The sequence below is a fragment of the Oxalobacter vibrioformis genome (assembly GCF_027118995.1).
GTDB lineage: Bacteria > Pseudomonadota > Gammaproteobacteria > Burkholderiales > Burkholderiaceae_D > Oxalobacter > Oxalobacter vibrioformis.
In genome coordinates, this window is sequence record NZ_CP098242.1 from 859045 (window position 1) to 871903 (window position 12859).

A 12859-nucleotide genomic window follows, 5' to 3' on the forward strand; every position below is an offset into this window, starting at 1 on the left:
CCCTCCCCCCCGTTCATGTATTGAAGGATGTCTTTCACCCTCCAAAACGAGCAGCTGCCGTCTTTCTCCGGCGGCGGCAAGTGGCCTTCTCGCACTCGCTTATAGAGGGTGGAGCGCGCCAGGCCGAGGGCGCGCATAACCTCCCTTGTCGGCAAGCGTCGATTCAGTTCCAGTTCATTCATTTTTGTCCTCCAAAAAAAAAAGGTATGTGCCCGAATGCACACACCTATTCCACCATCAAAAAATCGACGGGCAAGGTCGAAACGTGGGTCGTTTTGGGCACGTTTCGACGAAAACAGGGTTTTCGGGAGTTGTGTTTGGGAATCTTGATCTAGGTCAAGTGGGAGGGGTTGCAATCTGCAAAGCATGTAAAGCAAAAAAAAAGCGGCTTGGTGGCCGCTCTTCAAAGTGCTTATTTTTTATGCTAATTTTGCGGACACGTGTCCGCAAAAAAAATGCTGCAAGGTTTTGTATTCATTGCGTTCGCCCAAAAATAACGGGGGAGACAGGCGGTGAATTTCTCCCAAAATTTACAGTTTTCGCCTGAATCCCAGCCAACCAGGCCAAGCCAGGACGCCACGCCGTAACCCCGCCTGACTTGCCACTTTTTTGTGCAAATTGCCGGACATATGTCCGCGCGTTTTTCGCGCGCAAGTCACTGTTTTTATGCAACTAGCAGAAAAATATTGGAGGGGATGGGGGGACGATTTCTACCAAAATTTACAGCCTTACGGCCCGAATCCTGGTTACTTTTTTCTCAATATCGCAGCTAGCCTTTTACCAAGTTTTTGCCAGGCGGCGCGCATGTCATCTGAGTACGTGTGGTGGAGGTAATGCCGGCGAACCTTGCTGCCCTCCAAAACGTGGTTTTGGCATCTGTCGATTATGTGCATCTCCACTCCCAAACTTTGCATCATCGTCGCTCCGGTGCGGCGCAAATCGTGTGGTGTCCAGCCTCCATTTTTGCCCCCCGCCAATACCAACGTATCGTCATTCCTGCGGTTTTTCATCGGCTGCCGCGGCTGACCGTCGCGCCCCAGTCGGAACCGGCTTTGCCTGTCGCCGATTTGCTTAGTCAGCGACTTGGTACAAACATGTCCGTCTTTATTTTTTGCCGGGAAACACCACTCGCTGTTACCCGTCAGTTCGTGCAATTTGCGAAACTGCTGTAATGAAAAATCAGATAAAAAGACAGTCAAATCCGACAGTTTCCCCTTCACATTTTTTCCGAGGAATAAACCATTCTTTTTTTTCAAAATCAACATTCTCCCAGCGCGCCATTGAAAGCTCGCCCACGCGGCAAAGTGTTGCCAGCATGAGCCAGACAGCGTGTTGCGAAGTGCGCGTAAAAGGCTGTGCTGTAGCACGTCTGTCGGGGGCCGCTGCATACTCCCCTTCCATCCGCTGAAAAATGTCTCTCAACTCGCGGATTTCGCTGTCAGACAGGATGCGATCTCGGACGTTATCAAAGTCGTAATCTTTGTCCACAATCTTTTCAATTTCCAGGAGATCAGCAGGATTACCATCCACCATCAACCGCCGCCACGGTTGGCGTTTCTCTCCCCAGCCAAACATCTGCACCAAGTTGTTTCTCATCACAACCGCGGATCGGTTTACCCCTCTGCCGACCATGCGCCGAAGCACGTTCCGCAAGTCCGCCTCTGACAATTCCTTTATCTTTTTTCGACCGATCTGCGGAATAACATCCGCGCCGAAACTGCGCACCAGTTCGACATTATCGTCCTGCCGCCGCACGCCGTTTTCTATCCATTCTGAAAACAAATCCTCGACCGTCAGATTTTCCGCCTGCTCCTTCTTTTTATTTTCCTTTTCTTTTTTTGCTGCCGCAGCTTTTTCCTTTTTTTCCCGCTGCATCTCGCTTTCAATATGTTCGCGCGGGTCAAGTCCACGCCGCCGCCAATCGGTCAGCTCTGCCGCTATCCGCCGGGCGACCGCCAGCGTTAGCCGTTCGCCCTGGTTTAACTTGTACAAGTCCGACAGGGCATCTGGCAGCGCTGAACCGTACTCTCCCAAAATCAGGTATGCATTTTTATTTTCAACTTTGTATCGGTAGAACCAGTTGCGGGAAAGACCTGTTGATGTGCTTCGAAACCGTAAAAAAAGGCCCCCTCCGTCACGGATATGCTCATCCGCTTTCGCGGGTTTGTAACGCTCGATAAAAGTTACGGTCAGTTTCATAAACTCTTCCTGGTAGCCTTTTGGTAGCACTTTTTTCGTGGATTCTGATGAACGGCTGTGAACAGTCACAGACGACAATATGCGCTATGTTACTGTTTTTAACGGATAAATACAACCATCAATGGACAGCGGTGAATACCGGTGGATGGTCATTTTTTTGCATGGGGTGCAAGGGGTAGTGTGTTCGAATCACACCGTCCCGACCAGAAAATACAAAACGGTTAGTGATGGTTGTCACTAACCGTTTTTTTATCTCTAAACAACAAGCCCTTCCTGATCGGGTCCAGGAAGGGCTTGTGTCATCAGAAATCCTGACACATTCTATCGTCAGGCGTCTCCTTCCCTTTTTTCACCACAATACGGGCAGAAAGTGAAGCTGTCTGCCGGCAATGGTTTGGCACAGGAAGTACAGCTTGCCGGAACCGGAGCCAGTTCAACAATGAGCTCACCCTCACGCACGGGTACCATTTGTTTGGTTTCGCTGTAGTCTGCTGTTTTCACCACACGCTTGACAACACCGTCCATAGGCGCGAGCACGGCCTTTTCCTGTTTCATGATGGAGATGTTAAACAGATCATCGCCTTTCTTCACGACCTGTCCCGGGCTGACATATGTCACCCACAGATCGCCATTGCTTGGTGCGGCCACGTGATAAGGGTTATCCGGATCGGCTTTGGAAATATTGCCCTTGCCACCTTCTCCGGCCTTGGCCACCTGTACTTCGGAACTCATGATTTCGGAATCAAGCACATAGCGGACAATGGACATGCCGTTTTCATCCGGGCTGCGGATACTCAGAAGTGACACATGATGCGGCTTGCCCTGGCTGTCCATAAAGTTCAGCTCATCACCCGGCTCCATGCCTTCAAACCAGACATCCAGCGGCAGGTTGTTCGGATTACCGTAGTTAAGGCGGAAATCGAACATCTTCAGGGCATCTGCAGGATGGTTGAGGTACAGCAGCAGCTCATCTTCAGTCGGCTCACGATGCAGATGTTCATGCAGTGCAGCGCGCTCTGCATCAAAATCCACCTCAGGCAGAGAATCAAGCGGTGAATGCTCAGTACGCTTGGCAATCATCTTTCTCCACTCTTCACCGAACGCGCTTTGATACACCCATTCAGCAGGGAATCCCAGTGGCAGCTTGCCGTATTCACCCAGCAGCAAACCACGGAAGGCATCATTACAATCGCGATAGATCGTCAGGCGCGCTTCTTTCATCTCTGGAGAAATATCATCTTCGGCACGGCCTGCTACGTGCTCAAGCACTTCCAGCAGGCTCTGTACAGCCGCATCACCACCGCGCCGGTATGCACCGGTAACCGCAAGGAAAGCGGTATTCCAGGTGATCTGTGAGCCTGGTGTCACGTCATGATAGTGAACAATTTGTCTCGCACCGGCAAGGAAGCGCAGCATCTGGGGCAACAGGTGGATATACCCCTGATCAAGGGCGCCCTGTTGCGAAGAGGAAGTCGCGCCACCCGGCATACCGTGGTGTACCACATCATAATCAATGCCCTGGAAGTAAGGCGCAGTATACCGATCATAGTAAGGCATGATCTGCTTGAGCACGAAGTTGCCTTCTCTTAACATACGCTGGTTCAGATTGGTTTTCAGGCCCAGTTCTTCGAGGTAGGCCGCAGTGGAAAGGACTTCGCCCTGACCATACCAGCGCATGGCAGCGCCCATGGAAGTGTCAATAATATGGGCACCCGCTTTTGCAGCCTCAGCCACTGCAGGAATAAAGAGACCATCCGTGTAATGGCGATGATGGTGCAGCACCAGTTCCGGCCATTGTTTGCGCAGTGCCGTCACCAGATCGCGCATGAAATGGGGCGGGCAGTTACCGGCCATATCCTTCAGACCAAGGATGATATTTCTGGATGCTTCCTGCAGATCCACGCCGAGAATCTGGGCGGTCTGGTTCAGGATTTCCTCGGTCACGCCAAGGTAGTGATCCACCGTGAAGCCACGTCCGTAGCTCAGCGAAAGTGACGGTTCAAATACCACGCTCGGGGTATGCAGTATCACCTCAGCAAATGGCTTCATGTTTTCGATATGGTTCAGGAAGTCAAAGCTGCGGATGATATGGAAATCTTCACAAATCTTCTCTGCTGTTGCATGCATGAGATTACGAGGCTGCGGCCGGTAACCCAGTACGTTGGTGGAGCGGATGAGGATTTGCTTCATGGTTTTGGGTGCAACCCGGTTCATTTCCTTCGCTTCAATAAAAGGCGAAGTCATGTTAGCCATCAGGTTGACGTGGAAATGTGCGCCACCGCCCGTTTCCAGGGAAAAGAAATCACAGTTGTCGAGGTAAGGAGCAACCAGCAGATCTTCGGCCAGACGGAAACGGTTGCCACTGTTGGACTGGGTATTGTCACGGGTGGTCGTGTCGGTAAAGTGCACATGACCCGAATCCCGGATATAGGAAAGCAGCGCTTTTCTGTCGCCTCGGGGATACGGTGAAGGGGCATGACGGATCGAAGACGGGATCGATGGCAGAACCGGCTCAAACTTGGGCATGCGTGGTGTCTCACGCGTTCTGTACTGGCCAAGCTGGACAAACTGGTTGTAGCCCAGGGCGGAAATATCTGCAATCAGACGGGCCGTACGCTCGGACTCCCGCAAGGCGTCGGTATAGTCCATCAGATCGGGATGGGCGGCGATAAAACGGGTATCGCATTCACCTTGCCTGAACAATGGATTTTTGATGACTTCGCGATAAAAAGGAATGGTGGTTTTGACACCGGCGACCGTATATTCGCTAAGCGCCCTTTCCATAATACCCAGCACCTTGTCCCACTCATGCGCATAAGTGATAAGCAGTGTGCCGGCTGAGTCATAGTTTGACGGGAATTCATAGCCCGCACTCATATTGGAGTCAATCCGCACACCCGGACCGCCCGGAGAAACGTACCGGCTGATCAGCCCGGAATTGGGTGAAAAGCCTTTTTGCGGGTCTTCACAATTGATACGCACCTGCATGGCATGGTGGAACGGCTTGGTGTTTTCTTCGTTAAAGCGCAGCTCACTGCCAAAAGCAATCGCAATCTGCTCTTCAACCAGGTCAATACCGTAGCGGCACTCGGTAATGCCGTGCTCTACCTGCAAACGGGTATTCACCTCGATCAGGTATGGCTGGCCTTCAGCCGTCACCAGAAATTCCACTGTCGCCAGGGAGTGATAACCCACTGCCTTGACGAGCTTTCTTGAATATTCCTTCAGGGTTTCACGCAATTCGGGGGTAATCATGACCCACGGCGAAGGCGTGATCTCTACCAGTTTCTGGTTGTTACGCTGCAGGCTGCAGTCACGCTCATCAAAGGCGAAGACATTGCCGTATTTATCAGCGATTACCTGTATTTCAATATGACGGACATTGCGAAGGAATTTTTCCACATACACATGCGGATTACCAAAGGACGCCTGTGCCATGGTGGATGCCTTGAAGAAGGCATCTTCCAGTCCGGCTTCATCATGGACTTCAAAAATACCGCGGCCACCACCACCGCCTTCTGCCTTGAGCATAATGGGGAAGCCGATCTCGTGGGCATTTCTGCGTGCCTCAGGCACATCCACTGCACCATCCGAACCGGGGACAACAGGAATATCCAGCGTTTTTGCCAGTGCACGAACCTGCACCTTGTTGCCTAAAAGCCGCATCGGCTCCTGTTCGGCACCAATAAAAATCATGCCGGCTTCTTTACAGATACGCGGAAAATTTTCATCTTCAGAGGCGAATCCCCAGCCGGGATGAATAGCCGAAATCCCGCGCTGCTTGGCGAGCCTTACAATGCGTTCCACATCCAGATAGGCGCGCGGATCTTCGCCGAGGAGCATCAATTCCAGTGCCGCAGAAGCTGCTGGTGCCGTTTTGTCGACATCAGTCGCCGTCATGACTGCAACCGCATCAAAACTTTCACGGATAGAGCGGCAAATTCGTCGGGCCGGGATACCCCGGTTGGCTACCAGAATAGCCTTTCCCTTCAGTTCCTTTGCAACTTGCTCAAATGTTTTTCTGGACATGCTTATTCCTCTCAACAAACTAATAACCGCGCACCACGGTGCACGGCGGCAAACTATCTAACAACCACACACAATATATCGTGCGCGGCGACAAATCATCCATCGCTTTGACGGCACATCAGGTCCGAGCGAGGCTCCCGCTGAAAATTTCATGAGTCTTTCCGTCGAAAGCCTGTAACAGCAGGCCTCCATTGGGGCTTACACCACTCAGTCTGCCGCTGAGCGTGGCGCCGTCCGTGTCAGTGACAGAGACGGCTTCTCCCTTCCATGCGAGAAACGGATCAGCCAATTCAGGCAACATTTTTGTTGCGGATTGGGCAAACGATTGACTATACGCAAAAATCATCTCGTTTACAAGTGCTTGCCATAGGGAAAATGGTGCCTGCGAAATCGGCGTTTTATCGCCCGTTAGCAAGAGTCCGGCCGGTGTGGCCCGCTCGCGGCGTAATTGCTCAGCCTCCGGCAGAATACGGAGGTTGACCCCCACCCCTGCCAGCATGACGCCATCCCGGTTTTCAACCAGAATCCCCGCCGCTTTTCCCGCTTCCGGATTCAGCAGATCATTTGGCCACTTGAGTCGGACAGGGCAGCCCAAACGCGAAAAAGCAGCCGCCAGCAAAACCCCGATAACAAGCGCTGCCGCATCCGACTGAAAAACCGGCGTATCCGGCAGGCGAAATGTGACATACAGATTGCCGCGCGGCGACTGCCAGTGCCGGCGAAACTGCCCTCTTCCCGCTGTCTGACTGGCCGCCAGCACAGCGCCCCAGGCAGGCAATACCCCCTTTTGCGCCAGTGTATGGGCAACCGCAAAGGTCGAGCTCACTTCGTCACAAAGATAGACCGGTGCGGGAACACGAAAAAAAGCTGCCGCATCACCAACAGCCGGCATAACCGGACCAAGCAGTGCATCCGGCCCGAAAAGCGCTTCAGGCGAAAACGGATGCGCCTGCTCATCCAGACCTTCTGTCAGCGCATAACAGCCCATCTCAACCGGCGTATCCGGCAGGGATATCCCCAAAAAAGAGCGAAAAGAAGAAACATCTGGCATAACTGCGGCTGACTGACAAAAAAACAGAGCGACAAGAACAAAATATCCTGTCGCATCAAAAAGATAACAGGAATAATTATATCGCTATCCGAATCATGATGTGCTGGATAAACTGATGTTTTCTCTTTGATAATGTGGGCTGATGGACAAGTCACTGTTTGAGATCCGGTACCGACGCGATATTCTTGAAACGCAAACCCAGCTTTTTAACGGGAAAAAGAAAGAAATCACATTTGCCATCAGCAACGCGCCACTGGATGATCCGGACTATTCGGAAAAGGGCCGTTTCCACCTTCACAAGAATACGCTCCTGAAAAGTATTTTTCTCTTCGCCGAAAGTTTCATCGGCTGCTGGCACTCAAGGAATGCTGCACGAAAGAAACCCCTCCCGAAAAAGCGTCCGGGGAATAATGCACTTTAAGTTTCTGATGGCTCTGCCTTATTCCTGTCTGTGATGTTTTTTGATAAGCTGTGAGTTCTCTTGCAATTGCTTTCATGGAGACAGGATATGACCTCATCCAAAACCAAAACCGGATTGCTCGCCCTGTGCATGGCATCGCTTCTTATGTCCGGCTGCTCCACACTGGACACGCCTGACGGAACTTATGCCGGCAATATATTCAGTGCCGGGATTGTCCCTGTTTTCACGACATTTTATGCACAACCGCTGGATGAAAATAAACAGATGTATGGCACTTTCATGTACCGGGAAAATGATTACTGGGTAACCGGCTCCATCAGCCGCTGCCAGTTCAAGCCGGAACACCAGGTTATCTGCCAGTGGCATGACAAGCATGGCGCGGGCATTATGGATGTCCGTTTTGATGAGCAGTATGAATCTTTTGACGGAAACTGGGGAACGTATTGCGGTACTCGTCCTGATCTGATCTGGAACGGGAAAAGGGCGCAGATGACTCCCGGTGACAGCCAATGAGTCAAGACTATTCTTTTTAACACTTAACCAGGGATAAACAATGAAACGTTTGATGATTTTTATTCTGGCTGCTTTTGTCTCATGCGGCGCCCTTGCGCAGACCAGCCAGCCGGCAAGCAAGGCTTCCATTGAGCAATTGCTTGAAATAACGGAAACCAAACAGATGTATGAAGCAACCATGCAGGAAATGACCAAAATGGTTGACCAGTCCACCGCCCGCATCATGAACCGTATCCCGCCAGAAAAGCAGGGCAAGTTCAAAAAAGCCATGGCACAACTGGACACGATCATCAAGGAAGAGATGAGCTGGGACAAAATGAAATCCCAGTATGTCCAGATTTACATGGAAACCTTCACACAGCAGGAAATTGATGATCTTGCCGCTTTTTACCAAACCCCGTCAGGCAAGTCCTTTATCAAGAAACAGCCGCTGGTCATCCAGCGTACATCAGCGATTTCCCAGGAGAAAATGGGCGTGATGATGGAGCGCTTCTCCAACATGATGCAGCAGGTAATGGCCGAATAATCAGCATGTTGGCTTATTGTCCCAGACAAGCGGGCTCAATGGCACAAGCGGTAGGCCCGCCTGATTTTTAACCATCACCATGCCAACCCTATTCACACATGCCGCAATTCCTGTGGGACTGGGTATAGGATTGGGGAAAAAAACCATTCCAACCCGCCTGCTGGTGACAGGCATCCTTTTTTCAGTCATACCGGACTTTGATGGCATCGGTTTCTGGACAGGGATTGCATATGGTTCCACGATCGGCCACCGGGGGCTGACTCATTCCCTTGTCTTTGCTGTCCTGCTCGCGCTGTTTGGCACCCTGTTTTTCAAGTGGTTTCGTACAACAGCCAGGGCCACTTTTTTCTTTCTGCTGCTGACAACGGTTTCGCATACCCTGCTTGACAGCATAACCAATGGAGGACTGGGCGTTGTCTTTTTCTGGCCCTGGTCAAACAAGCGTTATTTTCTTCCCTGGCAGGTCATTGAAGTTTCCCCCATCCGGATTTCTGATTTTCTTTCCCGGCGTGGCTACGTCGTTTTGATATCGGAACTCAAATGGATCTGGGCACCCTGTCTTTCGGCAGGGTTTATCCTGATGGCAACACGGCGGATTTTTTTCCGCCGCTCATAATGAAAGGGCAAGCGCCCTGTTAATCAATTGGCGGGGGTTTGTCAGGTACCTCCATGATATCCTTGCTCTGGCAATAGATACCCCAACTGCCGGCGGAATAATGAAAATCACCTTCGGCAAAAGCCGCCTTTTTCTTTTGCATTTTTCCGTTGCGGTCTTTCACGCTGTATTGATAACAAAGCACGCTGCCATCAATATTGGTTTTGATGTCATCCATCTGAACCGAATCCGGATCAGCTACGCTGGTTTTAAGAAGGAAAGTCGCTGACATGATGCGCTGGTGAATTTTTTCTGCGCGTCTTGCTGCGTCTATCTCTGCACGGGTACGGACTTTTTCCTGGCTGCGATTAAAGATTATCAGGCCCATTGCCCCTGCCAGAACAATAACCAGGCCGATCATCATCCACATGACACGCCGGTTTTTCTTTGGACCAAGCGAATCGCAATGCGGACACTTGTCCGCAGTTTCAATCACATCATTTTTACAGATTTTGCACTTAACCAACGCCATGAAAAAACCTTACGTTATTGAGTTTGTCACCTTTTAAGGTGACAAGTATACCAATTAAATCTCATTCGGCTGTCATTCCAGGTACCAGAAAGTCGCCTGATGAAAAAAACCATGCCAAAAGCCTGCTGCCAGCATAAAAAAATTCCATCGTCCCTGATGGAATTTTTTGCCGGATGCGCTGAACCAGTCAATGCATGCCTTCCGGGAAAGTGTCTGCATCCGGCTGACTGCCGTTTTTTTTCTTCCCTTTGCGGCGATCAGACGTGTGACGGTCGGCTTTGCGACGTTCGGCAATCCGCCTCTCGCGAAACAGATTCAGATCATAGCTGGCCTGTTCATAGGGACTCAAGGGTGTTTTTGTCATAACTGCTTACGTGAGAAAAGTCAGGCCGCCGGCCCCTGAAAGCCGGCGGCCGGTGACTTAAAACTGGATCGGCACCGATCCCCAGATTTCCTGTGCATATTCCGAGATGGAACGATCCGAAGAAAAATACCCCATATTGGCAATATTATGGATAGCCTTTCTGTCCCAGCGCAAGCTTTGGCGATAAAGCGCATCCACCTGTTCCTGCGTGGCAACATAACTCTCGTAATCAGCCAGCAGCAGATAACGGTCACCATAATTAATGAGGGAATCATAAATCGGGCGGAAACGTCCGGGGTCACCAGGAGAGAAAAAACCATCCCGGATCTGGTCAAGCGCCATCTTCAGCTCAGGATTTTTCTCATAAATCTCACGAGGCTGATAGCTCAGGCGCAGATCCTCAATCTGCTCGGACGTATTGCCAAAAATGAAGATATTGTCGGCCCCGACTTTCTCCATGATTTCAATATTGGCGCCATCCAGCGTACCGATGGTCAGGGCGCCATTGACCGCCAGCTTCATATTACCGGTACCTGAAGCCTCTGTTCCTGCTGTGGATATCTGCTGCGACAGATCGGCAGCAGGAATAATCATTTCAGCCAGGCTCACACCATAGTTCGGAATAAACACGACTTTCAGCTTGTCGCCCACATTGGGATCATTATTGACTTTGACCGCCACATCATTGATCAGTTTGATGATGTCTTTTGCCATTTGATAAGCCGATGCCGCCTTCCCGGCAAAAATAACGGAACGCGGCACCCAGTTGACTTCCGGATTAGCCACAATCCGGTTATACCGGGTAATGACGTGCAGCACATTGAGCAACTGTCGCTTGTATTCATGAATCCGCTTGATATGGACGTCAAAAAGTGAATCCAGATTCAGGTTCACGTTCACATTGTTACGCACCCATCGGGCCAGCCGCTGCTTGTTCTGCCGCTTGATCGAACGGAATGCGGTAATAAAGCGCTCCTCCGAACCCAGCGGCTCCACCTGGCTCAATTGCTCAAAGTCAGTGCGCCAGTTCTTGCCGATATACCCGTCAATCAGTTGTGACAAAAGCGGATTAGCCTGAGAGACCCAGCGGCGAGGCGTAATGCCATTGGTGATATTCATGAAACGCTCAGGGAAAATCTTCGCAAAATCCGCAAAAATGGACTGTTTCATCAGTTCGGAATGCAGCTTGGATACCCCGTTGATCTTATGGCTGGCAACCACGGCCAGATAAGCCATCCGCACCCGTCTTTCACCCGCCTCATCAATCAGCGAGATCCGGCGCATGAGTTCCGTATCATTACCGAATTTTTCTGCTGTCCTGGACAGGAATTCATTGTTGATATCAAAAATAATCATGAGGTGGCGCGGCAGAACACGGCCCATCATATCGATCGGCCAGGTCTCCAGTGCTTCGCTCATGAGCGTATGGTTGGTATAGGAGAAAATCCGTTGCGTCAGGGACCACGCATGATCCCAGCGCAGGCCCTGCTCATCCACCAGGATACGCATCAGTTCAGGCACGGCGAGTACCGGATGGGTATCATTCAGATGGATGGAAATATTATCGGCCAGATCATCAAAGCTGGAATAGTTCAACTGGTGACGGCGGATCATATCCTGCACACTGGCCGAAACGAAGAAATATTCCTGCCGCAAACGCAGCTCACGGCCATGCAGCGTCGAATCATCCGGATACAGGATGCGCGTCACGTTTTCCGACATATTTTTGGATTCGACAGCGCTGGAATAGTTACCCTGATTAAAGTCGGACAGGTTGATTTCAGATGCCGCCTTGGCAGACCACAGCCTGAGCGTGGTGGCACATTCTGTCCCATACCCGGGGATGATCGTGTCATACGCCATGGCAAGCACACTGTGGGTATCGACCCATCTTGCGCGCCCGCCCTCCTGGCGGATATGCCCACCATAACGAACATGGAACTGAACCTCAGGCCGCGGAAACTCCCACGGATTACCACGGGTCAAGAGCCAGTAGTCAGGTGTTTCCACCTGGTAGCCATCGAGGATCTCCTGTTTGAACATGCCATACTCATAACGGATCCCATAACCGATGTTCGGCAGATTCAGGGTCGCCATGGAATCCAGGAAGCACGCGGCAAGACGGCCAAGACCGCCATTGCCCAGCGCGGCATCCGGCTCGTGATTGGAAACTTCTTCCATATCCACCGACAGCTCTTTTAAGGCTTCCTGCATGTCTTCACTGATATCTAACGCCTGCAAGGCATTATGGAAAGTGCGGCCAATCAGAAACTCCATGGAGAGGTAATACACCAGCTTGGAATTCTGTTCATAATAGGCCCTGTTTGAGCGCATCCAGCGTTCAACAAGGCGATTGCGCACAGCCAACTCGGCAGCAAGCAGCCAGTCGCCGCGTGTTGCAGTAAGGGGGATCTTGCCGGAACGATAACGCAGATTATTGGATATGGACCGCTTCAGCGCCTCCACATCACTAGCCAAAAATCCTGCCTGCTCTGATCGAATGACATCCATAAGTAGTCTCCAGCGAAGGGTGAATGGAGCGGCTTCGGCCTGATTCCAGGCCATTTCCTCTGTCCGGGTGTATACAGTTCATTTCATAAATCGGCCGGAGAACCGATATAAAAAGCGT

11 protein-coding genes and 1 pseudogene are annotated in these 12859 nt (G+C 51.3%); 4 read left to right on the forward strand and 8 right to left on the reverse strand.

The genetic code is table 11. The features are described from left to right. Positions 1 to 746 precede the first annotated feature (746 nt). From NB640_RS04280 to NB640_RS04300, 5 genes and pseudogenes are all read right to left on the reverse strand, one after another. Positions 747 to 1220, reverse strand: coding sequence for a site-specific integrase (locus tag NB640_RS04280; RefSeq protein ID WP_269309936.1), 474 nt, complete (start codon positions 1218 to 1220; stop codon positions 747 to 749). Beyond that, positions 1180 to 1875: a tyrosine-type recombinase/integrase gene (locus NB640_RS04285; protein WP_269310473.1), complete on the reverse strand. Its 696-nt coding sequence runs from the start codon at positions 1873 to 1875 to the stop codon at positions 1180 to 1182. Before NB640_RS04285 ends, NB640_RS04280 begins: the two co-directional genes overlap by 41 nt. A gap of 69 nt (positions 1876 to 1944) precedes the next feature. Further along, a pseudogene (locus NB640_RS04290) lies at positions 1945 to 2199 on the reverse strand (Arm DNA-binding domain-containing protein); the annotation flags it as partial. A gap of 327 nt (positions 2200 to 2526) precedes the next feature. Further along, entirely contained in the window at positions 2527 to 6228 is a 3702-nt protein-coding gene (locus NB640_RS04295; protein WP_269309937.1) for a pyruvate carboxylase, read from the reverse strand. A 118-nt stretch (positions 6229 to 6346) separates the two neighbouring features. Next, positions 6347 to 7279, reverse strand: a complete 933-nt coding sequence (locus NB640_RS04300; RefSeq protein WP_269309938.1) for a biotin--[acetyl-CoA-carboxylase] ligase — start codon at positions 7277 to 7279, stop codon at positions 6347 to 6349. 142 nt (positions 7280 to 7421) lie between these two features. Here NB640_RS04300 and NB640_RS04305 point away from each other — a divergent pair, with 142 nt between their 5' ends. From NB640_RS04305 to NB640_RS04320, 4 genes are all read left to right on the forward strand, one after another. Beyond that, positions 7422 to 7700, forward strand: coding sequence for a hypothetical protein (locus NB640_RS04305; RefSeq protein WP_269309939.1), 279 nt, complete (start codon positions 7422 to 7424; stop codon positions 7698 to 7700). An 87-nt stretch (positions 7701 to 7787) separates the two neighbouring features. Continuing rightward, complete coding sequence (locus NB640_RS04310; protein ID WP_269309940.1) at positions 7788 to 8213, forward strand: hypothetical protein; 426 nt, start codon at positions 7788 to 7790, stop codon at positions 8211 to 8213. Positions 8214 to 8253: 40 nt separating this feature from the next. Continuing rightward, on the forward strand, positions 8254 to 8739 hold the full coding sequence (locus tag NB640_RS04315) for a DUF2059 domain-containing protein (RefSeq protein WP_269309941.1): 486 nt from the start codon (positions 8254 to 8256) through the stop codon (positions 8737 to 8739). A 79-nt stretch (positions 8740 to 8818) separates the two neighbouring features. Beyond that, positions 8819 to 9355, forward strand: a complete 537-nt coding sequence (locus NB640_RS04320) for a metal-dependent hydrolase (RefSeq protein WP_269309942.1) — start codon at positions 8819 to 8821, stop codon at positions 9353 to 9355. A gap of 19 nt (positions 9356 to 9374) precedes the next feature. On the opposite strand, the gene NB640_RS04325 is transcribed toward NB640_RS04320, so the two are convergent. The 3 genes from NB640_RS04325 to NB640_RS04335 all read right to left on the reverse strand — a co-directional run bounded on the left by NB640_RS04325 (position 9375) and on the right by NB640_RS04335 (position 12741). Then, the gene (locus tag NB640_RS04325; RefSeq protein WP_269309943.1) at positions 9375 to 9830 is read right to left on the reverse strand and encodes a hypothetical protein; all 456 of its coding nucleotides are present in this window, start codon (positions 9828 to 9830) and stop codon (positions 9375 to 9377) included. Between the two features lie 223 nt (positions 9831 to 10053). After that, positions 10054 to 10230, reverse strand: coding sequence for a hypothetical protein (locus NB640_RS04330; RefSeq protein WP_269309944.1), 177 nt, complete (start codon positions 10228 to 10230; stop codon positions 10054 to 10056). A gap of 57 nt (positions 10231 to 10287) precedes the next feature. Further along, complete coding sequence (locus NB640_RS04335; protein WP_269310390.1) at positions 10288 to 12741, reverse strand: glycogen/starch/alpha-glucan phosphorylase; 2454 nt, start codon at positions 12739 to 12741, stop codon at positions 10288 to 10290. Between the last annotated feature and the right edge of the window lie 118 nt (positions 12742 to 12859).